The following is a 22,578-nucleotide window of genomic DNA, read 5'->3' as shown; positions in this document are numbered from 1 at the left end:
AATAAATACATTCCTAGCAAATAATAATAAATAGAAGAAATTCAAGACAAGAAATGAATAGCACTGATTTAAGCGTACTGAAAGCTGCAGTAGATTGGCTCAAGGCCGGTCATCCCGTTGCAATCGCCACAGTTGTTCAAACCTGGGGTTCCGCACCTAGACCTATCGGTTCTTGGTTGGCCATACGGGGAGATGGACAAGTGACTGGATCGGTCTCTGGTGGATGCGTCGAAGATGACTTGATCCGCCGGGTTCAAACTGAAATCTTGACGCGGGATTTACCGGAAATGGTGGTCTACGGCGTGAGCCAACAAGAAGCGGCTCGCTTTGGCTTACCTTGCGGCGGAACGCTACGCTTGCTTGTTGAACCAAAACCAGAATTAGCAATCTTAGAAACTATTCTGGCATCCATCAGTAATCACCAAATCACATCTCGCACAGTGGATCTCGCAACCGGCAAATCCACTCTAGAAGCTGGAAATCGCAACGAGGCATTTGTTTGCGATGATCGATTCATGAAAACGACCTATGGTCCCCGTTGGCGTATGGTCATCATTGGCGCAGGACAACTATCACTCTATACCGCCGACTTTGCACTTGCATCTGACTTTGAGGTGATTGTGATTGACCCGCGTGAAGAGTATGCAGAAGGCATCAATCGCGAGCATATTCAATTTGTCAAGGGAATGCCAGATGATGTACTTCTAGAGATCGGCGTCGACTCACACACCGCCGTAGTTGCCTTAACGCATGATCCTAAACTGGATGACATGGCTTTGATGGAGGCACTAAAGTCTCCTGCTTTCTATGTTGGAGCACTAGGTAGCCGAATCAATACTCAGAAGCGAAAGGATCGCTTACTAGAGTTTGATGTAACACAGGAACAAGTTGAACGACTTCACGGGCCAGTTGGTCTATTTATCGGCGCTTTAACCCCACCAGAAATTGCCGTATCGATTTTGGCTGAAGTCATTGCCGTGAAGTACGGTGTACCAATCCCCAAAAAAGTCTAAGCATTGAATAAAAAACCCGATCAGTTGATGACCGGGTTTTTTGGATTACGCCAGATTAAATACAGCTCTTAATTGGCTTTGAGCTTTCCATCCTTCAGTCTTGGCTCTACAAAGTGACCTTTACGAGCACGATTTCCTGCAAACGACTTCAAGGTTTTTGCATCCAGACTGAGTTCTGTTGGCTTACCTGCACGTCCAGCACCTGAATAAGTAGCACCATCAGGTCCAACCGCAATGGCTGAAGCCAGCTTTTCTTTATCGTCCAAGCCCATCAGAATGACGCCCTTACCACCTGTTGGTAAACGCTTGAGTTCGTCTAGCGGGAAAACCAATAACTTGGAGCTCTCAGATAGACAAGCTACCTGCTTCATGCCTACGGTCACCTTAGCCGCACCGAGAGGTGCATCTCCACCAGGGAATTTACTGTCGATGCCCACAAATGATTTACCAGCCTTGTTACGGGTAGTCATGTCTGCTACGTTAGCAAGGAAGCCATTGCCTGATCTAGTAGAAATCAGTACGAGATCATCAGCCTGGCCAGCATAGTAGGCAACCATTTGCGAGCCTGCAGCTAAGTTCACGAAGCTGGTCAATGGTGAGCCATCACCACGTGCACCCGGTAGCTCACTGACTGGTACCGTATAGACGCGGCCATCACTACCAAAACCTTGCATCACATCAACTGTACGGCACTCAAATGTTCCATAGAGGGCGTCGCCCGCCTTGAATCCAAACTGAGTTGCATCATGCTCATGACCCTGGCGAACACGTACCCAACCTTTTTGAGACACGATAACCGTTACAGGCTCATCCAATACTTTAGTTTCTGCAATGGCACGCTTGTCTTCTTGAATCAAAGTACGGCGATCATCACCAAAATCCTTCATATCAGATTCGATTTCTTTGATGATGCGCTTGCGCAATACAGTATCGCTTTGCAACAAACCTTCAAGATCGTCACGCTCAGACTTGAGCTCTTTCAACTCTTGCTCAATCTTGATGCCTTCCAGACGAGCGAGCTGACGCAAGCGAATATCCAAGATATCTTCTGCTTGACGATCGCTGAGCTTGAATTCTTTAATCAGGTCAGCTTTAGGCTCATCGCTATTGCGAATGATCTTGATGACCTTATCAATATTGAGAAGAACAATTAAGCGCCCTTCTAAGATATGCATCCGGTCGTTGACTTTAGCTAAACGGTGCTGAGTGCGTCGTGTAACGGTGCCGACTCGGAAAGAAATCCACTCAGCAATAATCTCTTTAAGGCCTTTTTGACGTGGTCGACCATCAGTACCAATCATCACCAAGTTCATTGGCGCATTGGACTCTAGTGAGGTGTGGGCCAGCAATAAGTTTGCGAACTCATTGACATCAATATTTTTGCTCTTAGGCTCAAATACCAAGCGTACAGCCGCATCTTTACTCGATTCATCTCGCACACCATCTAGCACATTCAAGATGGTGGACTTCAGATTATTCTGCTCAGGGGTTAAGGTCTTCTTGCCAACCTTCACCTTTGGATTGGTAATCTCTTCAATCTCTTGCAGAACACGTTGTGATGAGGTGGATGGTGGCAACTCGTTAACCACAATTTGCCATTGGCCACGAGCTAATTCTTCGATAGACCAACGAGCGCGAACTTTTAAACTACCACGCCCTGCTTCATAAATCTGCGCAATCTCTGCTGGAGAGGAAATAATTTGACCGCCACCTGGATAGTCTGGGCCGGGCATGATCTCTAACAACTCTGAAGTACTCATTTTTGGAGACTTCATTAGAGCAATGGCTGCGCTAGCTACTTCACGTAAATTATGCGAGGGAATCTCCGTCGCCATACCCACAGCAATACCGGAAGCGCCATTCAACAGAACAAAAGGTAGGCGCGCTGGTAATAACTTAGGCTCTTGGAAAGATCCATCATAGTTCGGAGCAAAATCTACCGTACCTTCATCAATCTCGCTCAATAAGAGGCCGGCAATTTTGGTTAAACGCGCTTCGGTGTAACGCATTGCCGCTGCGCCATCACCATCACGTGAGCCAAAGTTACCCTGACCATCAATTAAGGGATAGCGTAATGAGAAGCTCTGCGCAAGGCGTACCAATGCGTCATAAGCAGATTGATCACCATGTGGATGGAATTTACCCAGCACATCACCCACAACGCGCGCACTCTTAACTGGCTTTGCGTCAGCACGTAAACCCATCTCACTCATCGAGAATAGGATGCGGCGTTGAACTGGTTTTTGACCATCGGATACATCTGGTAAGGCACGACCTTTCACTACGCTAATGGCGTAATCAAGATAAGCGCGCTCCGCATAGACTGCCAGCGTTAGGCTGTCTTTGTCATCCTCATTGAGCTCAACCTTCTTGGGATCATGTGGATCCTTGGGGCCGCCTGCCAGAGGGACAATGGGTTCATCTACCTCAACAATATTCATTTCAATTGGCTCGCCAGCAAATAAGTCTGCTTGATCATCTGAACCAGTACTACCTGGAGTTTTTTTAGTTGCCATTAGATATCCGCCTCTACTTCATTACCGCGCTCTTCCAGCCAATCACGACGCGCCCCGGATTCGGACTTACCCATCAACATATCCATTGTTTTAATTGTTTCGTCTTCTGTCCACGTACCCAGGGTCACCGGCAAAAGGCGACGGGTATCTGGATTCAAAGTGGTATCCCACAGTTGCTCAGCACTCATCTCACCCAAACCTTTGAAGCGAGAAATTTGCCAAGCCGTTTCTTTAACGCCATCTTTGCGCAATTTGTCTTCAATTGCTTGCAGTTCATTTGCATCCAAGGCATAAATCTTTTGCGCTGGTTTTTTACCGCGCGCTGGCGCATCCACCCTAAATAAAGGTGGTCTTGAAATATGGACATGGCCCAATTCAATCAGTTTCGGGAAATGCTTATAGAACAAAGTCAGTAGCAATACCTGAATATGTGCGCCGTCCACGTCCGCATCTGACAAGATGCAGACTTTCCCATAACGCAAGTTGGATAAATCAGGCGTGTCATTAGCGCCATGAGGATCCACGCCAATCGCAACGGCAATGTCATGCACCTCGTTGTTCGCAAATAAACGATCGCGCTCTGCTTCCCAGGTATTCAGAACCTTGCCGCGTAAAGGCAGAATGGCTTGATATTCTTTATTGCGCCCCATCTTTGCAGAACCACCTGCTGAATCTCCCTCGACGAGGAAAATTTCATTCAGGCCAATGTCTTGACTCTCGCAGTCGGTCAACTTTCCGGGCAGCACTGCGACACCGGAAGATTTTTTCTTCTCCACCTTTTGGCCAGCACGAGTTCGCGCTTGTGCCTGCTTAATTACCAAGTCGGCTAATTTGCGACCATAGTCGACATGCTCGTTAAGCCAAAGCTCTAGTGCAGATTTAGCGTAGCCAGAAACCAAACGCACTGCATCTCTTGAGTTCAAACGCTCTTTAATTTGCCCTTGAAACTGCGGATCCAAAACCTTGGCAGACAAGATAAATGACGCTCTTGCAAAGACGTCTTCAGGCATGAGCTTCACACCCTTAGGCTGCAATGCATGCATTTCGATAAAGCCCTTAACGGCATTAAAGAGACCTTCACGCAGTCCACTTTCATGTGTTCCGCCGGCAGGAGTGGGAATCAAGTTCACATAACTCTCGCGGACAGGTGCGCCATCTTCAGTCCAGGTCACAACCCAAGCAGCGCCCTCACCTTCAGCAAAGGAATCATCTTCACCATTGCCAGTAGCATATTGCTCGCCTTCAAATGGGGGGATGACTTCTGCACCATGGCCAGCTTGGGCCATTGCTTCATTTAAATAGCCGCGTAAGCCTTGGGCATATTGCCAAGTTTGACTCTCGTCCGATTTCTCCTGAATCAAAGTAACTTTGACGCCTGGGAGTAAGACTGCTTTAGAACGCAACAAACGAATGAGTTCTGGCATAGGAATAGCAGCACTATCAAAGTACTTGCCATCAGGCCACGCACGCACACGAGTTCCGTGGGATTTATCTTCTTTACCAGCAGCGCTGGTTTTCAACTTTTCAATGACTTTGCCATCAGCAAAGGTCAAAGTAGAAATTTGGCCTTCACGCCATACAGTCACTTCAAGGCGTTTAGATAAGGCATTCGTTACAGAAACACCAACACCATGCAAACCGCCAGAGAAAGCATAAGCGCCACCGGTGCCTTTTTCAAATTTACCGCCCGCATGAAGCTGGGTAAAAACGATTTCTACTACGGGTAATTTCTCTGTGGGATGCATTCCAACCGGAATTCCGCGTCCATCATCTTCAACGCTCACACTGCTGTCCGTATGCAAAGTCACGATGATGTGCTTACCAAATCCTCCCAAAGCCTCGTCGGAAGCGTTGTCGAGCACCTCTTGAATGATGTGCAATGGATTATCAGTACGGGTGTACATTCCCGGCCGCTGCCGGACGGGTTCGAGTCCCTTTAGGACCTGAATCGATGATTCGCTGTATTCGGATGTTTTACGGGTAGCCATGCGGGCAAATTGTAGTCATGTGCAAAGCAAAACCCGAAATTTCCATAATTAACCCCATATTCATGCCAAAATTACAGGATGGGAGCCTTAAGTCATATTCGCGTTTTAGACCTCAGCCGTGTTCTTGCCGGCCCATGGTGCGCACAAAACCTCGCCGACCTCGGTGCAGATGTCATTAAAGTGGAGCGTCCAGGCGTTGGGGACGATACCCGACACTGGGGCCCTCCATTTGTGAAGGATGCACAGGGTCAAAATACGGTAGAAACAGCTTATTTCATCTGTATTAACCGCAATAAGCGCTCTATTACAGTCGATATCAGCAAGCCAGAAGGCCAAGAAATCATCCGCCAGCTGGCTAAAGAGTCAGATGTAGTGATTGAAAACTACAAGGTTGGGGATCTAGCTAAATATGGCCTGGACTACGATAGCCTCAAAAAGGTCAAATCCGACCTGATTTACTGCTCAATCACAGGTTTTGGCCAAAACGGCCCTTATGCGCATCGCCCTGGGTATGACTTCATCATCCAAGGAATGGGTGGCTTTATGAGTGTCACTGGCGAGGCAGACGACTTTCCAGGTGCAAGCCCGCAAAAGGCTGGGGTTGCCATTGCCGATATTTTTACTGGCATGTATGCCAGCACCGCCATCTTGGCTGCCGTAGTGCATCGAGATAAAACAGGACAGGGTCAATATATTGATATGGCCCTCCTAGATACCCAGATTGCCGTAATGGCCAATGTTTCTAGCGCCTATTTATGCTCCGATAAAGTGCCTCAACGCTGGGGCAATGCATCTCCAATCATTGTTCCCTATCAAACCTTCCCTACATCTGATGGCTGGATGATTGTGGCAGTTGGTAATGATGGACAATTCAAACACTTTGTGACTGCTGGTGGTGAGGCGCATTTGGCGAGCAACCCCCTCTATATCAACAACCCAATTCGGGTAGAAAATCGTAAGTCATTGATTCCATTGCTAGAAGTCATGACTCGACGTAAAACTAAGGCTGAGTGGATCAGCCTTTTAGAGGCCGCTAACGTGCCCTGTGGACCTATTAATAACTTTGAAGAAGTGTTTGATAACGAGCAGGTGAAGGCTCGTGGCGTCCAAATTCAGGTTCCACACCCAACGGCAGGCACCATGAAACTGGTAGCGAGTCCTATGAAGCTATCGCAGACCCCGGTTGAAGTGAGGATGGCCCCTCCGACTCTGGGTCAACATACAGATGAAATTTTGCAAGAGCGCTTGAATCTGGACTCCCAAGCCATTACAGCCCTCCAAGAAAAAGGCATTATTTAGACCCAATGTCTTCTAGCCCTCAAAGCCAAAAATTATCACTACAACAGGTGCTGATTTTTGGCGGGCTGATGGTCACTTTCTCCATGGGTATTCGCCATGGATTTGGACTCTTTAACCTGCCCATCACTTCGGCAAACGGTTGGGGACGTGAAACCTTTGCCCTCACTATTGCATTACAAAATCTGATTTGGGGAGCAGTTCAACCCATCACGGGTGCCTTAGCTGATCGTTACGGCGCATTCAAAATCATGATTGCTGGTGGCGCACTCTATGCGCTTGGTCTAGCCGGCATGGCAATGTCTACAGATGCTCTGAACTTTTCATTGGCTGGCGGATTGCTCATTGGTCTTGCACAAACTGCAACTACCTACAGTGTGGTCTACGGAATTTTGGGTCGTAACGTTGCTGCAGAAAAACGGGTGTGGGCCATGGGTATTGCAGCAGCAGCAGGATCGTTTGGACAATTCCTGATGATTCCGGTTGAGCAAGGTTTGCTCACCAGCTTTGGTGCCAATGATGCGCTACTGATGTTGGCACTCATGGCCAGCCTCATGATTCCAATTGCATTTATGTTGCGCGAACCAACTGCCATCCATTTACAAAAGGCGAATGATCAAACGATTAAACAAGCTTTAAGAGAAGCGATGGGCAATCCTAGTTTTAAATTGCTCACCTTGGGTTATTTTGTATGCGGATTTCAGGTGGTATTTATTGCGGTTCACTTAGCACCCTACCTCAAAGATTTATCATCAATTTATCCCGATGTTGGTGCCCCCGCTATTGCAACCAGTGCATTAGCTTTAATTGGTTTATTCAATATCTTTGGGACCTATAGCGCTGGAATACTCGGTCAACGCTTTCCTAAGCGCTACCTGCTGTCGGGCATCTATATCAGCCGATCTATTGCCATCATGGCCTTTATTTGGCTACCTCTCAGCCCTACTTCTACCTACATCTTTGCAGCCATTATGGGCTTTCTATGGCTATCCACAATTCCACTCACCAATGCGATCGTAGCGCAGATCTTTGGTGTCAAATACCTCAGCATGCTTTCAGGGCTGGTGTTCTTCTCCCATCAATTGGGTAGTTTTTGCGGGGCTTATTTTGGCGGCTACTTATTCGACCGTACCGGCTCTTACCTCATTGTTTGGAATATTGCGATTGCCTTAGGCGTATTTGCATTCTTGGTCAATCTTCCCGTAAAAGAACGTGCACTCGATCGCACCGCACTTGCCTAAAAGTTCATGCAGAAAACATTTCGACTCTCGCAATGGCTTTTCTACTTTGTTTTAATTATTGCTTTAGGAATTATTTTTTTCGCCTACTTTGCCCCAGACATGATGGTTGCTATCACGAATTCAGTATGGGCGATGTGTGGCTGGTAATCAGTGGATAATGCTTCGAGTCTCAGCATCTTTTTAAAAAATCATTTTTATTTTTTCAGTCTCGCCGTAGCACAATGGATAGTGCACATGCCTCCTAAGCGTGGGATACAGGTTCGATTCCTGTCGGCGGGACCATTCCAAAATAAAAAACTTATCCACAGGTTTTGTGGATAAATCCCCAAAAGTTTTCGTAAGTCACAGATTTGTATAGAGTGACCTAGCTTGCTTAAATTATGGGCATCCATATCTGACAAAAGATTACATAAAGATCTGTTGACAATTGAACTTCGCTTATCAATTTTTAGACTACTTTTTCAGCATTTTTAATTTCTCTTACACTTAGAGCATGCATAAGCTCACCAATACGCTCACGACTAGCACCATCGCCGCCCTAGAGGAGATGCTCCAGAACACAGCTAGGTCTGCACCGCCAGATTTCTTGCCTATCCATTTTTTGGGTGCTAGCTCAGCCGGACAGATCATTGGGCACCTTAATCCAGAATTTATCGCTTTTTTACAAGAATCCTTGGCAAAAAACCCAATCCCTTTACTTGAAATGGGCCATGATCGCCTGACCATTTGCCACGCAAGACCCATAGCGCTCTCCGCCAGTTTGGCAAAGCTAGCAGATCGGATGCAGCAAGGTGGCTTTATTCCGGGCTGGCGGCATGAGGATTTCGCCTGGATTGACCAAAATGGCCATGAATACTTCCGTTTGGAGCGCTCTGCCTTTCGTACTTTTGGCTTTCGCAGCATGGCAACCCACATTAACGGCTATACCAAGGCGGGTAATCTGTGGCTTGGACGTCGTAGCGAGACTAAGCCAACCGATCCGGGTCGCCTGGATAACTTAGCTGCAGGCGGTATTGGTGCAGATGAAACCCCCTGGGTGAATGCCCGCAGGGAATTATGGGAAGAAGCTGGCGTTCCACCCCAAATTTCTGACCATATTGAGCCCGTAGGCCGAATTCATATGCGTCGCCCTATTCCAGGGCGCGGTTTCCATGACGAGCAGCTCTACATTTATGACCTAGAGCTCGCAGACAACTTCATTCCGACCAACCATGACGGGGAAGTAAGTGGTTTTATTGAAATCTCGCTTTCAGAGGCTGCGGCACGCATTTTGGCTGATGAATTCACCAGCGATGCCGCCTTTGTGACGGCAGATTTCATTTTGCGCAATACCAAAGCTGCTTAACTTTTAGAGGCTAAATGGACGGCTTGATTTTGGTCATCCATCTTGATGTCATTTCGTGGTTAAATTAGCTCTAAGGATGAAACAGGGGTGCCCTTTTAGTGATTTTTACTTTTAGGCGCTGAGAAAGACCCTATAACCCGATCCAGGTAATGCTGGCGTGGGGAGTTTTCCATCAGACCGTCACCCGGTTTCGTCCATCTAATTACAGTCAGGAGATGGACATGAGCGATACCAACACAAAAACTAAACAAGAAATCCCCAGCTTAAAAAGCTTAGAGCGTGACTTTGGCCAAAAATTTGCCTATCCCGCCTCTACCAAAACCTATTTAGAGGGCTCGCGTCCAGACATCAAAGCGCCAATTCGCATGATTGAGCAGCTATCAACGCGTGTAGGCGAAGAGATGGTGCCCAACCCCCCTGTTCCGGTTTATGACACATCAGGTCCCTATAGCGACCCTGACATTGTGATCAACCTTGAAAAAGGTTTGCCTTTATTGCGTAAGAGCTGGATTGAAGAACGCGGTGACACAGTGCAATTGGCTGGACCGAGCTCTGAATACGGTGTTGCCCGCTCACAAGATGCGGCAACTCAGAATTTACGTTTTGCCCATATCAATCCTCCGCGCGTCGCTAAGGCAGGACAGAACGTAAGCCAAATGTATTACGCCCGCAAAGGCATCGTCACTCCAGAAATGGAATACGTAGCTTTACGTGAATCCATGGGTCTTGAGCAATTGCGCAAGAATCCGGAATACAAACAGTTACTCAAGCAGCATCCTGGTAAGAGCTATGGTGCCAACCTGCCTGAGATTGTTACTGGCGAGTTCGTCCGCTCTGAAATTGCTGCGGGTCGCGCAATCATTCCAGCGAATATCAATCACCCAGAACTGGAGCCAATGATTATTGGCCGTAACTTCCGCGTGAAGATTAACGGCAACCTCGGTAACTCAGCCGTGACCTCCTCCATTAATGAGGAAGTAGAAAAAATGGTGTGGTCGATTCGTTGGGGTGCAGACACCATCATGGATCTGTCTACCGGTAAGCATATTCATGAAACCCGTGAGTGGATTATTCGTAATTCACCAGTTCCGATTGGTACCGTTCCAATCTATCAAGCGCTTGATAAGACAGGTGGTATTGCAGAAGACCTCACTTGGGAAATGTTCCGCGACACTTTAGTTGAGCAGGCTGAGCAAGGTGTGGACTACTTCACTATTCATGCTGGTGTATTGCTGCGTTATGTGCCATTAACAGCCGATCGTATTACTGGCATTGTTTCTCGCGGCGGCTCGATTATGGCGAAGTGGTGCTTGGCTCACCATAAAGAAAACTTCCTCTACACGAAGTTCGACGAGATTTGCGAAATCATGAAGGCTTATGACGTGTCATTTAGCTTGGGTGATGGTTTGCGCCCAGGCTGTATTGCTGACTCGAATGATGCTGCCCAGTTTGGCGAACTCCATACTCTGGGTGAATTGACTGCCAAAGCCTGGAAGCATGACGTTCAAGTGATGATTGAAGGCCCTGGTCACGTCCCTATGCAGCGCATTGAAGAGAACATGACTGAGGAATTGAAGCACTGCCTAGAGGCACCCTTCTATACCCTCGGACCATTGATTACCGACATTGCTCCTGGCTATGATCACATCACCAGTGGTATCGGTGCTGCGCAAATTGGTTGGTACGGTACGGCCATGCTTTGCTATGTCACACCGAAAGAGCATTTAGGTTTGCCCGATAAAGAAGATGTTCGTACCGGCATCATCACCTACAAAATTGCGGCGCATGGTGCCGACCTGGCCAAAGGTTTGCCGGGTGCTCAAGTACGCGACAACGCTTTATCCAAAGCGCGTTTTGAGTTCCGCTGGGAAGATCAATTTAATCTGGGCTTAGATCCTGAGCGTGCCCGTGAATACCACGATGCCACCTTGCCTGCGGAAGGCGCCAAGATTGCTCACTTCTGCTCCATGTGCGGACCGAAGTTCTGCTCAATGAAGATTACTCAAGAAGTGCGTGATTACGCAGCGACTTTAGATGCTGACGGCAATCCTAAATCGAAAGTTATTCCGATTACTGCAGAGGCTTCTACCGATCCACAAAAGGGAATGGAAGAGATGTCAGCAGAGTTCCGTAAGCGCGGTAGTGAGATTTATCAGTAAGTGAGTAGCGCATTCTCAAACGGCAAATATGCCATCGTTGGCGCCGGCCTCATGGGTCGGCTGCTAGCGGTCGCACTTGCGAAGCGTGGTGCTCGTGTAAAGCTGTTTGAGAAAGGTGCTGCAGATGCTGCTAATTCGGCAGCACGGGTTGCTGCGGCCATGCTGGCTCCACTAGCGGAATCTGCCATTACTGAAGATAACGTTGTGCGTATGGGTGTTCATAGCTTGCCTCGTTGGAAGCAAATTATTGATGAGCTAGCTAAGCCAGTATTTTTTCAGCAAGATGGCACTTTGATCTTGTGGCACCGTCAAGATGCCAGTGATGCAGAACGTTTTGCCTCTCATCTTGAAAGAAATTGTGATCGTAATCCATCTCTTTCAAAGCCAATGCATTTGGACAGTCAGTCTCTCGCAGAAATTGAGCCCGGTGTTGCAGAGCGGTTTACCCAAGGCCTTTACCTCCCTAATGAAGGTCAGCTTGATAACCGCCAATTACTGGAGGCTTTATTAGTTGAGCTCACCTTGATGAAAGTGCCTTGTCATTGGAATCAAGCTACCGACCCAGAGCAACTTCGCAGTCAGGAGAATGGCTTTGATTGGGTGATTGATTGTCGTGGCCTGGGTGCCAAGGGATCTTGGAATCAGCCTGATAAAGCCTCCAAAGATTTACGGGGAGTGCGTGGCGAAGTGATTCGCCTCCATGCACCCGAGGTCAAGCTACGACGCCCTACTCGCCTAATTCATCCACGCTATCCGATCTATATCGCCCCCAAGGAAGATGATGTCTATGTGGTTGGCGCTACAGAGATTGAGTCTGAAGATCTCTCGCCAATGAGTCTGCGTTCAGCCATGGAGTTACTGAGTGCGGTGTATACCGTGCATAGCGGATTTGCCGAAGCGCGCATTTTAGAGATGGCAACCCAGTGCCGCCCTACGCTCAAAGATAATCTGCCTGAAATATCAGTTGAAGAAAAACCCAATCACGCTAGCCTGATGATGATCAACGGCCTTTATCGCCATGGCTTCATGATCTCACCAGCGATTTTGGATTGCGCCCTCGAGCTACTGAGCTCAGGCTCGAGTCCAACTGCAATTGATTTGGGTTTACAGGTCAGCATCGCCGCTACTAGCCATCAGGAGTTCAGTGCATGCGCATCTTAGTAAACCAAGTTGCGAAAGAGGTTCCAGAGAACAGCACGATTGATGATGTGCTAATCATGATTGATGCACAGCCCCCATTTGCGGTTGCGATCAATTATGAATTTGTACCCAAGACCAGACATGCTGATGAGGTATTACGTGAAGGCGATGAGATGGAAGTGATTTCTCCTGTGACTGGTGGCTAAGCCCGCGCCGAATACAGAAAAATAGATACGAGTACTTGATTAAGATGACAGCCCCTTTACCGAATCCTTTAAATACTGCAGATTCATTAGTGCTGTATGGGGAGACTTTTGCCAGCCGATTATTACTAGGGACATCACGCTACCCTTCTCCACAAGTTTTAGAGAATGCTGTGAAGCAGTCTAATCCTGGAATGATTACAGTAAGTCTACGCAGACAAGGCACTTCAACTACTGAAGCCCATTCTGGTTTTTGGGATCTCTTGAAAAAAATGGCTGTACCCGTTTTACCCAATACCGCCGGTTGCCATAGCCCAAAGGAAGTCATTGCTACAGCGCAGATGGCACGTGAAGTTTTTGAAACCAATTGGATTAAGTTAGAGCTCATTGGCGATGACTACACTTTGCAGCCCGATACTTTGCGTTTGGTATCTACAGCGGAAACTTTAATTAAAGATGGTTTTAAGGTTCTGCCTTATTGCACCGAAGATCTCATCTTATGCCAAGGCTTAGTGGATGTGGGATGTCAGGCTGTCATGCCCTGGGCTGCGCCAATTGGTACTGGTCAAGGCCCTTTAAATCCTTACGCTTTAAAACTGCTTCGTGACCGCTTGGACGTTCCACTTTTAGTCGATGCTGGCTTAGGCCTACCTTCTCATGCCTGTAGTGTGATGGAGTGGGGTTTTGATGGTGTTCTATTGAATACTGCGGTTGCCTTAGCTGATGATCCGGTCGCCATGGCCAAAGCGTTTGCGATGTCAGTTGATGCAGGTCGTACTGCCTACCTCTCTGGTGCCATGAAGGCTCAGCAGTCTGCGCAAGCTAGTACGCCGCTAGTTGGCACGCCCTTCTGGCATCAAAGTTAAAGAGCGCTACTGATGAGCTTAGTTCGCGACCTTGCGGATCAAATTGTTGCAGCCCATTCCAAGGATGATTTGAGTTTGCCTATTCCGGCATACAGCATGTCATCACCACCACCAAAAATTGATAATGAATCTGCTGCCGATCATTACGAACTAGCTGGCATGCTCGCCGCAATTGAAATGGGCTTTATTGAATGTGATGCCAAGGTCTTAGGTAAGGCGTGGTCACGCATGGTCCATCAAGATGGTGGCTTTAATCCCTTTAAATGGCCGTCTAGGCCAGAGCATTTTGATTTGCTTCCCTGGACACGAAACATGAACCCTAAGGCTTTCGCAGAGTGTCCAAAGCGTTTGGGTTTGTATGCTGTGATGCCTGATGCGGATTGGGTAAAGAGAATGGTAGATGCGCAAGTGCCAACCGTGCAACTGCGCCTGAAATCAGACGACCAAAAACTGATCCGCAAGCAGATTAAACAATCTGTTGATGCGGTTAAAGGTAGTAGGACACTACTTTTTATCAATGATTATTGGCAAGAGGCGATTGAGGCTGGTGCCTATGGCATTCATCTGGGGCAAGAGGATTTAGAAACGGCAGATTTAGATGCCATTCGATCTGCAGGTTTGCGCTTAGGCCTTAGTACGCATGGCTATGCCGAGATGGTCTACGCTGATCGCTTTTGTCCAAGCTACATCGCGATGGGTGCTGTGTTCCCAACAAATCTCAAAAAGATGGCTACAGCGCCTCAAGGTTTAGGGCGTTTATATAAGTACGCCCAGTTAATGAATCACTACCCTTTAGTAGCCATTGGCGGCATTGATGAAAGCAGTATTCATGCAGTGGCACAAAGCGGTGTTGGCTCTGTTGCGGTTGTCAGAGCAATTAATGGTGCAAGTGACCCTCAGGCTGCGGTGAAACGATTACAAGAGTTAATGAAAACCTAAAGTATTAGCCTCAGGCTTAATTAATACTTACCCTCTTCTTCTGGCAATACTGTTTTATAGAAATCATGCATGTGCCATAAAGGGCCTGGTCCCTCACCAATACTCAAGAAACGCCCTGCCTCGAGCCCTGCTTCCACATAAGAAATTGCCTTTGCTACAGAATGTGGCAAATCATGTCCGTCTGCTAAATAGGTTGCAATAGCGGATGCTAATGAGCAACCAGTGCCATGAGTATTGGCGGTATTGACGCGGTAGTGTTTGAACTCTTTTGATTGCACTACCTCAAGACCATCTTCCATACTCCGCCACATCAGAAAATCGGTCAATTGAGTATGGGTTTTATCGAGATGACCACCCTTGATCAAGACGGCTTGGGGGCCCATGTCGAGCAATTCTTCTGCAGCCAGTTTGAAGTCATCCGGACCACGCAGCTCCCGACCTAGTAATAAAGAAGCCTCCTCCAGATTTGGGGTCACTAAAGTCGCCATGGGGAATAACTCCTTAATGATGGCTTGGGCGGTGTCATCGCCCCCAAGGCTAGCGCCTGATGTAGCCCTTAATACCGGATCTAGGACAATTCTTTTGGCACCAAGGCGCTTGAGGGCTGATGCCACTGTACCAACGATTTCTGGGCTGGCCAACATGCCGATTTTGACGATGTCTACTCCAATATCCATAAATACCGCATCGATCTGAGCCTCCACTACATCGAGGTCAATATCCTGAATACGACTCACCCCCAAAGTGTTCTGGGCTGTGATGGCGGTGATGACCGTCATCCCATAGCCACCAAGGGCTGTAATGACTTTGAGGTCAGCCTGAATGCCCGCGCCGCCGCCACTATCGGACCCGGCGATAGTCAATACTTTAGGGATCTGTACAGAACTTGGAGTGAGTGATTTCATCTTGCTATAATATCGGCTTATTCCTCGATAGCTCAGTTGGTAGAGCGCCGGACTGTTAATCCGTAGGTCCCTGGTTCGAGCCCAGGTCGAGGAGCCAAATGCTTGTGTGGTCTGTGTTTGCCGTCGACATTAATTTGCAACTGACTGTTGCTCTTTTCTGGAGAAATAAACATGGAACATCAATATTTAGTAGTTAATCGCCCCCTGATTAGGGGTGAAAGCTTCAGTTTATCGGCACTCGCTGATACTTACATGGCTGGATATAGGGGCTTAGACCCCTACCTTGGTAGCCGACTCCATTTCTTTGTAGAAATTCTAGGAAACAAGAATGCTTGTGACATCGATGCTGATGATGTTCAAGACTGCCTTGATGTTCTTACCAATCGTGGAAAACTTCATAACCGTGGTGGAACAAAGCCTGGTGGTGAAATGACTAAGGTCAACAAGCCACTTGCTCCAGCTACCGTGAATCGTTATCGCACATCTCTTCAAGGTGTTTTAACCTGGGCAAGAAAAAAACGCCTTATGCCTAAAGGCTGGACCAACCCTGTTACAGATACGGAGCGCTTAGAAGAGGATAACGCTCGTACTCGCTACCTTACTAATGATGAATACGATCGACTCGTCAAGATGGCTCGGATCTCATGTTGGCACAAATTAACCGCCCTAATCATGATGGCTGTGACTACTGGTGCACGCAGGGGTGCATTGATGAACTTGAGATGGCAGGATGTTGATCTTCAAGTTGGCGAAGCCTTAGTCCAAAGAACCAAAAACGGAGAGCCCTTTGTCTTGGTGCTTTTGCCAGAAATCATCTCAGAATTGAAACGCTTTAAAGGGGCTGCCAAGCCTGATGAACTGATTTTCTGTGGACAGAACCCTTATCGGCAAATGAACTTCACCAAGGCTTGGAAGCGGGCCGTGAAGGACGCTAACTTAGAGGACGGACCAGAGGTCGCACCCAAGGATCGTCTGTGCTTTCACTCACTACGTCACTCCCATGCAAGTTGGTTGGCCAAACAAGGAATACCCCTGCTGGCAATAGCAGAATCCATGAACCATAAGTCCTTAGCCATGACTAAAAGATATGCCCACCTTTGCATTGACTCTCGCAAAGAGATGATCCGCAAATCCTTCCAGGGTGGACAGATGGCGACGCAGACCAACTGATAAAGTACTAATGAGGACAAATCATATGAACAATAAGTTAAATTTATTGACACCTTCAATTGAACAACAAGCAGACGAGGTCTATCAGAGACTTTTGATCATTATTAAGACGGTATCAGAGCTTAGTTTCACTAAAGTGGATTCAACTGATCCTGAGCGCATCTTGATGCTTGAGGAGATTGAGGAAATAAAAAAACTTAACGATTTGAGATGTAAATCGGACATAGAATTTATTAAAGAAACTCATGAGAAGTTTAAAAGAGATCGGATCGAGTGCTTAACAGATCCACGAGAAGTCTCATTTGTCCGTGATTTAATAAAGGATAACTTGATGACATTAACGAATGTGGCAATAGCTGAATTACTGCTTAGTCTTCCGCTTGCAAAGCACTATGCAATATTGGGTGACATAAATAAGTCATTGGAATTAATCGCTCAAGCCAATTACTTATTAGGTCAAATCCATGTGGCGTCCTTATATCCACATCAGAAGTCACTTATAGGTGGCATGAATCAAGATAAACGCAAGACCAATTCACCTGAAGCTCAGATCGACAAGGAAATGATCTTAAGAGAATTTGCAATCTGGCAAAGCAATCCACTTGACTATCCAGATCAGGAAACCTTTCTTAAAGAAATGCTTAAGGAATGCAAGTTCTATAAAACCCTCACTACAAAGACATTAAGACAATGGCGCTCTGAAATAGAGTAATACTGTTGTATATATCCCCACACCTAGCCACCTAGGTTCGAACATAAGCTGTTAGGTTCCATCCCCCCATTCTCATTCCACCTCTTAAAAAATAAAGTCTCACTCAGGACGGTATATCGCCGTCTCGTCTGACCAATCAACAGACCACATACGCATTTGTGTGAATTATTTATTAAAAGGAAAAGAATTATGGAGGCAACTTTGTCTAGCGTTCAGAGCAAAACTGAATTTTTAGAAACACCCGAAGGAAAGAGTCTATTTGGGTCTCAGAACGCTCTCGACTGGTTCGAGCGCATCAATCGCAAGTCCTTGGTACAGGCTGGCGTGCTAATTAAAGTGCGAAGAAGATGGCACCGCATACGACCAGCTTATGATCTTAAGGTAATTGAGATTGCTCAGGCATTAGCCAAAGAGGAGCTCGAAAAATGAATACAAAATTAGAAATTTTAAAAAAATTATTCATTATCGAAAATGACAGCCCGAAGTCATTGGCTCTAATTGAAAGCTATCTTTCAAACAAAATTCGGACGGTCATAAGGTATAGCGGAATTACTGAAAAGAGGTTATCGGGGGAAAAAGTCTTTGCGGATGATTGTTGGAACGATCCTGATGGTGACCACATTCTTCAAAGACCATTCTCGAGAAGCTTACAGCCCAAAGAATTTGAAACCGAGATCATTTCTATAAATATAGATCCCAGTGCTAAACCAAAGGATGTGATTCGCATCCTAAATAAAATTACCAAAGAAATAAATGACAATTTTCATGATCTTGCTTATGAAATAAAAGAACATGAATTAAATCAGTTAAATACGGCCCCGCCGTGTGACTCAATCGATGATGAAAGCGATCCTATTAAGATAGATAAAAATTCGACCTATCGCGATGTAATGATCGCCCTTCTCGCCATTCTTGAGAAATATGAAGAGAGAGAATGGTTAAATCAAAAGCAGACTCAAGAACAGCACTTTCTCCAATGCCAAAAAGAAGATATCAGAATTGCCCGACAATTATCAAAATCAAACGACAACGTAGTAGATTTCAGTAGGGTTCTTGATAGAGTCAAGAATCCGATAATTGGTGGCAGCGATTCTCCATTCTGAGCTCAAAGATGCCAAGCGCTAAAAATAGCAAAAAACTATATGCCGCAAAGCGTGATGATCCAAATGGCGCAGTTATTGTTATTCCCCATTATGTGCTCAATAGCTCGGCATATAAAACCCTTTCAGGAAATGCAATTCGCCTCATGATTGACATAGCAATGCAATATAACGGCCGTGATAACAATGGATCTTTGTTAGCGTCATGGAGATATATGAGCGAGAGACGTGGATGGACTTCTGCTGGATCCCTTAAGAAGGCGTTAGATGAGCTTCTAGAGCATCAACTAATTTTTAAAACGGTTCAGGGCCATAGGCCCAATAAAGCAAGCTGGTTCGCAATCTGTTGGGTAGCACTACAAATAACGAAAGGTATTGATGTGAAAGTTCAAGATTTTCCACGAGGCGCCTATGCCCATTGGGTACCATCACCCGAAACAAAGCTTAGAAGAAAGATGATACCTGTTAAGCCGCTAAAGATTAGACAAACTCATTGTCAAATTGCGCAATCATGCTAATCGAAATTGATGTTCTTAGACCATGGAGAGGACTTATGAACATAACCATAAGACCATAGCAAGGATTGATCAATTTATCCGTAAGACCAGAGCAAGGATCTATCTGGGGTTATCTTATAAGTTTCTTAGACCAAAGCAAGGACACCCTCTAGTAAAGCCACTCCTTATGAGCATCAATAACAGAAAGCTTTCGGTTTAATTTATCGGTTGTAAAAGGTTTAAGGTAGTTTGGTCATTTTTGCCCATATATAAGCATTAGCCAAATAAACTTGGTATCAAGAAATTGAAAAGAATCGATGATTTCAAGATTGGAGCGAATAATGGCTGGACATGGCGGTAGAAGACCAGGCTCAGGAAGGCGCAAAGGAAGCCCTACAGAGAAAACAACAAAGGTTGCAAGGGACTTTGTTCAATCAGAGGCAATGACGCCCCTAGAGGTTATTTTGAGGTGTATGAGTGATAAGGTTGACCAAGGTGAATATGAAGCAGCATTTCCCTATGCAGTAGCGGCAGCACCCTATATTCATGCAAAGCTAGGAAACTCCCAGGCACAAATACTTCAACCGATGATTACAAAGGTTATAGATGAATTTCCATATGGATATGGCCGTCACGAACAAAATCCTTCCAATGTCTCGCATTGGCTATCAAAAGACTAAATTTCAGTGCAAAGGATATCAAAACCATTGGTCTAGGTTGAGCCACAAGCCTACGAACCAACCGGACGAGAATCGGACCAACCATCCGTTGGTTAATGGAGAGAATTAAAATAACTATTGATGTGAGGCTATTTTGGTGAGCAGTAAGTTTTTATCGGAATCAGAATCGAGAACATGCATTCGACGATGGCAATTCGGGCAAAGAGCGACCGTATTCTCAAGACTATCTTCACCACCTCTAGCAAGCCAAACGACATGATGAACCTCAAGGTAAGGCTGACCAGATTTATTAGCAAATGGAGCAGCGGTATCACATAGCTGGCAGGCACCTTGAGCCCTTCGCCTGGCCTCCTCTGCCACATACTCATTCCGCTGGTACTGCCTAGCAATAACCGATCTTGAACCAGGAACTTTAGCCGCCTGCTTAGCCCTGTGAACAAGCACTACTCTGTCCAACTTAGTAATCTTGCGCTCACGCGCAACTTCCAACTCTTTTACCTTCTCAACTGGTACTGGCTGTAAAACCTGCCCCGCAACAAGTCCTAAAGGAAACATCCACACCATTCGATCTTTGCCTTCAACATCCTCTTGGATCTCTTGATAAGGCTCCCCAACTAAATGAACCTGACCAGTAAAGGTATATTTTTTTGTCTCTAGGACCTCAAATAAAAATATGCTCACTCCATTTGACGGTGATTCCTTTAGGGTCTTATTTTGAGAAGCGTTTAGATCTTGGTGGCCAATTTGCCCCATGCCTGTGTAGTGAATTACTCCATCGACAAAACGGTCTTGATAGGGAGACTCAATCCGATTAGAAATTAGCACTAAAGCATCATTTTTAAGCGACCTTCTCATGCCGCCCTGAGGACTTACGCCAAAAAGATTGCATAACTGCTCATTAATTAGCTCAGCACCCTGCTCAAGATTCGGATTAAATGACATTCAGATATTCTAAGCCAGCAGAGATATTAAGCCCCTAATACTTTGATCTAGGAGCAACGGATCAATCAATCCGTTGGTCTTGGATGGCTGTTATCGACCCAAAGCAGATATTCAAAGAAAAACTGCTAGAAAATAGTTTTGGTCTTTCTTGGTTGACCAGCACTGACAACATCACTAACCACCACTATCACCACGATTAGAGTTTGCACAAAGTCGCGCAGCCTTTTAATTCTGGTTGCGGCTCACCGGAGTTAGTCGCTTACTAGAGCGTGCCATCAAGTAGGCATTCAAGCATATATTCCACAGACCGGCAAAAATCCTTGGAAAGTCCAGCATTACCAATGCGGAGATCGTAAAAACTAGATTCCCGATATTCATCACGTGCGCACAAGCCCTATTAGGATTCTCTGCAATTTTTTCTTTCAACTTCGCAAGCAGACTTTGAGGGCTAAGCGCACCAGGAATAAGGGAACGTTGAGGGATCTGCACAAGTAACTGACCAATAATCAGGCATATCGCCAGAAAGAGGTCATCTAGCCGCCCACGGGATATCCCTGACATCAGCAGATTCAGTGCTTTACCAATCGCCATCAGTGACGCAAACTCCCAGGGGTATTTCCAGAACTTCAAAGGGTTTAGCAAACTCTGATGATCCTGTGGATCTGGCTCGCCGGGGTGTTTCACAGGATCTGCGTAGATAATAAGCACGATACTCGAGAGTAGTCCGATAAGACCGACGCAGGCAATCCAGGGGTTACCTGTCTGCATCACGGTGGCAAGTCCCCCGACAGAGATCACCCACTCACGAGCATGCAAATCTTGTCCTATAAATAACGGAGCAAATGTCATCGTCTGCACGCCCGCCCAGAACATCGCGAGATCCATTGGGATGCGCAACAGACCCAGAAGCTTGCCCGGATATCTCTGCAGCAAACTTGAAAGCCTACTTAAAAAGGGGCGTTGACACGTCATATTCAAAAATTAGAAAATAAAATCACTGTCAGGAATAAGCTTTAAAATAATTAATTCTTTAAAGACGCTACAGAAAAGTATGCAAACCAAAGGTGATGTACCCCAATTCGGCTGGTGTGGCCATCCAAAACATGCCGTGCTGATGCAACAGGCGGGAGTTGACTATTTTGAGGGGCAGCTTGCTCCGATGCAACTTGAAGATGATACCGCCTTTGCAAATGCCAAAGCACAAATCAGAGACCTTGCCCTACCGGCGCGAGCATTCAACATGCTCTTCCCTGCTTATTTAAAAATTGTAGGTCCTGAAAAAGATACACGTCGAAACCGCAACTATTTTGATCGGGTCGCCGAACTTCTGGCAATTGCCAAGACTGACATTCTGGTTCTAGGAAGCGGTGCGAGCAGAAATATTCCAGAGGGCTGGAGCGCCGAACAAGCAGAAGCAGACTTCCTCACCACGCTCACATGGTGCACAGAAGGTCTGAAAGGTCTCGAGACTACTCTAGTCATCGAACCCCTAAACCGCAAGGAATCCAGTCTCATCAACAGTGTCGCCGATGGCGTACGGATCGCAAAAGTATTCAATCACCCCCGGGTACGCGCGCTAGCAGACTTCTTTCATATGGATCAGGAGTCCGAAGCACTCGACGTGTTGTCTAGAGATACAGGCTGGCTAGCACACCTTCACCTTGCAGATACAGGTCGGCTGAATCCAGGGACAGGATCGTATGACTATGGCTCTTTTTTTAGAAATATTAAACAAGGTGGCTTTTCTGGTCGACTGAGCGTCGAAGGCTATATTCAGGGTGATCCACTCACCGCTATGCGCGAAAGTCTTGATTTTTTAAGACATTCCTGGCTCAATTCCCATTCCTGAGCGTACGCTTGAACAAT

General features: G+C 46.5%; 22 protein-coding genes, 2 tRNA genes and 1 riboswitch. Of the genes, 19 read left to right on the top strand and 5 right to left on the bottom strand.

The window, feature by feature from the left end; translation table 11 throughout:
• Positions 1–53 precede the first annotated feature (53 nt).
• Positions 54–1,013, top strand: a complete 960-nt coding sequence (locus AOC19_RS04365; RefSeq protein WP_215377873.1) for an XdhC family protein — start codon at positions 54–56, stop codon at positions 1,011–1,013.
• A gap of 68 nt (positions 1,014–1,081) precedes the next feature.
• Here AOC19_RS04365 and parC read toward each other — a convergent pair whose 3' ends face one another.
• On the bottom strand, positions 1,082–3,454 hold the full coding sequence (gene parC, locus AOC19_RS04360) for a DNA topoisomerase IV subunit A (protein ID WP_215378102.1): 2,373 nt from the start codon (positions 3,452–3,454) through the stop codon (positions 1,082–1,084).
• A gap of 74 nt (positions 3,455–3,528) precedes the next feature.
• Positions 3,529–5,517: a DNA topoisomerase IV subunit B gene (locus AOC19_RS04355; protein ID WP_215377871.1), complete on the bottom strand. Its 1,989-nt coding sequence runs from the start codon at positions 5,515–5,517 to the stop codon at positions 3,529–3,531.
• A gap of 78 nt (positions 5,518–5,595) precedes the next feature.
• Here AOC19_RS04355 and AOC19_RS04350 point away from each other — a divergent pair, with 78 nt between their 5' ends.
• The 10 genes from AOC19_RS04350 (at position 5,596) to AOC19_RS04305 (ending at position 14,706) form a co-directional block, all read left to right on the top strand.
• A complete protein-coding gene (locus AOC19_RS04350) occupies positions 5,596–6,816 on the top strand; it encodes a CaiB/BaiF CoA transferase family protein (protein ID WP_215377869.1) in 1,221 nt (406 codons plus the stop codon).
• Between the two features lie 5 nt (positions 6,817–6,821).
• Complete coding sequence (locus tag AOC19_RS04345; protein ID WP_215377867.1) at positions 6,822–8,054, top strand: MFS transporter; 1,233 nt, start codon at positions 6,822–6,824, stop codon at positions 8,052–8,054.
• A gap of 6 nt (positions 8,055–8,060) precedes the next feature.
• Positions 8,061–8,201 (top strand): hypothetical protein, encoded by a 141-nt coding sequence (locus AOC19_RS04340; protein WP_215377865.1) that lies wholly within the window; start codon positions 8,061–8,063, stop codon positions 8,199–8,201.
• Positions 8,202–8,261: 60 nt separating this feature from the next.
• A tRNA-Arg gene (locus AOC19_RS04335) sits at positions 8,262–8,336 on the top strand.
• Positions 8,337–8,547: 211 nt separating this feature from the next.
• On the top strand, positions 8,548–9,399 hold the full coding sequence (locus AOC19_RS04330; RefSeq protein WP_215377863.1) for an NUDIX hydrolase: 852 nt from the start codon (positions 8,548–8,550) through the stop codon (positions 9,397–9,399).
• Between the two features lie 73 nt (positions 9,400–9,472).
• A riboswitch (TPP riboswitch) is annotated at positions 9,473–9,580 on the top strand.
• Between the two features lie 40 nt (positions 9,581–9,620).
• The gene (gene thiC, locus AOC19_RS04325; RefSeq protein WP_251368082.1) at positions 9,621–11,558 is read left to right on the top strand and encodes a phosphomethylpyrimidine synthase ThiC; all 1,938 of its coding nucleotides are present in this window, start codon (positions 9,621–9,623) and stop codon (positions 11,556–11,558) included.
• The gene (locus AOC19_RS04320) at positions 11,559–12,719 is read left to right on the top strand and encodes an FAD-dependent oxidoreductase (protein ID WP_285896597.1); all 1,161 of its coding nucleotides are present in this window, start codon (positions 11,559–11,561) and stop codon (positions 12,717–12,719) included. It begins immediately after the preceding gene.
• Positions 12,707–12,904, top strand: a complete 198-nt coding sequence (gene thiS / locus AOC19_RS04315; RefSeq protein ID WP_215377861.1) for a sulfur carrier protein ThiS — start codon at positions 12,707–12,709, stop codon at positions 12,902–12,904. The genes AOC19_RS04320 and thiS overlap by 13 nt, the downstream gene beginning before the upstream one ends.
• Positions 12,905–12,948: 44 nt before the next feature.
• Positions 12,949–13,767 (top strand): thiazole synthase, encoded by an 819-nt coding sequence (locus AOC19_RS04310; RefSeq protein ID WP_215377859.1) that lies wholly within the window; start codon positions 12,949–12,951, stop codon positions 13,765–13,767.
• 12 nt (positions 13,768–13,779) lie between these two features.
• On the top strand, positions 13,780–14,706 hold the full coding sequence (locus AOC19_RS04305; protein WP_215377857.1) for a thiamine phosphate synthase: 927 nt from the start codon (positions 13,780–13,782) through the stop codon (positions 14,704–14,706).
• A 20-nt stretch (positions 14,707–14,726) separates the two neighbouring features.
• Here the strand turns inward: AOC19_RS04305 and thiD are convergent, their stop codons facing one another.
• A complete protein-coding gene (gene thiD, locus AOC19_RS04300) occupies positions 14,727–15,611 on the bottom strand; it encodes a bifunctional hydroxymethylpyrimidine kinase/phosphomethylpyrimidine kinase (protein WP_215377855.1) in 885 nt (294 codons plus the stop codon).
• A gap of 21 nt (positions 15,612–15,632) precedes the next feature.
• Here thiD and AOC19_RS04295 point away from each other — a divergent pair.
• The 7 genes from AOC19_RS04295 to AOC19_RS04265 all read left to right on the top strand — a co-directional run bounded on the left by AOC19_RS04295 (position 15,633) and on the right by AOC19_RS04265 (position 19,770).
• A tRNA-Asn gene (locus AOC19_RS04295) sits at positions 15,633–15,708 on the top strand.
• A gap of 74 nt (positions 15,709–15,782) precedes the next feature.
• Positions 15,783–16,781: a tyrosine-type recombinase/integrase gene (locus AOC19_RS04290; RefSeq protein WP_215377854.1), complete on the top strand. Its 999-nt coding sequence runs from the start codon at positions 15,783–15,785 to the stop codon at positions 16,779–16,781.
• A gap of 25 nt (positions 16,782–16,806) precedes the next feature.
• The gene (locus AOC19_RS04285) at positions 16,807–17,493 is read left to right on the top strand and encodes a hypothetical protein (RefSeq protein ID WP_215377852.1); all 687 of its coding nucleotides are present in this window, start codon (positions 16,807–16,809) and stop codon (positions 17,491–17,493) included.
• Between the two features lie 189 nt (positions 17,494–17,682).
• The gene (locus AOC19_RS04280) at positions 17,683–17,922 is read left to right on the top strand and encodes a hypothetical protein (protein WP_215377850.1); all 240 of its coding nucleotides are present in this window, start codon (positions 17,683–17,685) and stop codon (positions 17,920–17,922) included.
• Positions 17,919–18,596 (top strand): hypothetical protein, encoded by a 678-nt coding sequence (locus tag AOC19_RS04275; protein ID WP_215377849.1) that lies wholly within the window; start codon positions 17,919–17,921, stop codon positions 18,594–18,596. The genes AOC19_RS04280 and AOC19_RS04275 overlap by 4 nt, the downstream gene beginning before the upstream one ends.
• A gap of 8 nt (positions 18,597–18,604) precedes the next feature.
• Positions 18,605–19,111 carry a hypothetical protein gene (locus AOC19_RS04270; RefSeq protein ID WP_215377847.1) on the top strand — a complete coding sequence of 169 codons (507 nt, stop codon included), beginning with the start codon at positions 18,605–18,607 and terminating at the stop codon, positions 19,109–19,111.
• Between the two features lie 320 nt (positions 19,112–19,431).
• A complete protein-coding gene (locus AOC19_RS04265; protein ID WP_215377845.1) occupies positions 19,432–19,770 on the top strand; it encodes a hypothetical protein in 339 nt (112 codons plus the stop codon).
• Between the two features lie 114 nt (positions 19,771–19,884).
• Here AOC19_RS04265 and AOC19_RS04260 read toward each other — a convergent pair whose 3' ends face one another.
• Positions 19,885–20,712, bottom strand: coding sequence for an HNH endonuclease (locus AOC19_RS04260; RefSeq protein ID WP_215377844.1), 828 nt, complete (start codon positions 20,710–20,712; stop codon positions 19,885–19,887).
• A 225-nt stretch (positions 20,713–20,937) separates the two neighbouring features.
• Complete coding sequence (locus AOC19_RS04255) at positions 20,938–21,684, bottom strand: hypothetical protein (RefSeq protein WP_215377842.1); 747 nt, start codon at positions 21,682–21,684, stop codon at positions 20,938–20,940.
• A 79-nt stretch (positions 21,685–21,763) separates the two neighbouring features.
• Between AOC19_RS04255 and AOC19_RS04250 the strand changes: the two genes are divergently transcribed.
• The gene (locus AOC19_RS04250; protein ID WP_215377840.1) at positions 21,764–22,561 is read left to right on the top strand and encodes a sugar phosphate isomerase/epimerase family protein; all 798 of its coding nucleotides are present in this window, start codon (positions 21,764–21,766) and stop codon (positions 22,559–22,561) included.
• The last annotated feature ends 17 nt before the right edge of the window (positions 22,562–22,578 follow it).

Origin of the sequence: Polynucleobacter asymbioticus (assembly GCF_018687575.1) — a bacterium.
In the GTDB taxonomy this organism is placed as follows: Bacteria; Pseudomonadota; Gammaproteobacteria; order Burkholderiales; family Burkholderiaceae; genus Polynucleobacter; species Polynucleobacter asymbioticus_C.
Note: the sequence above shows the minus strand (reverse complement) of the source record. Positions and strands in the feature narration are given on the sequence as shown.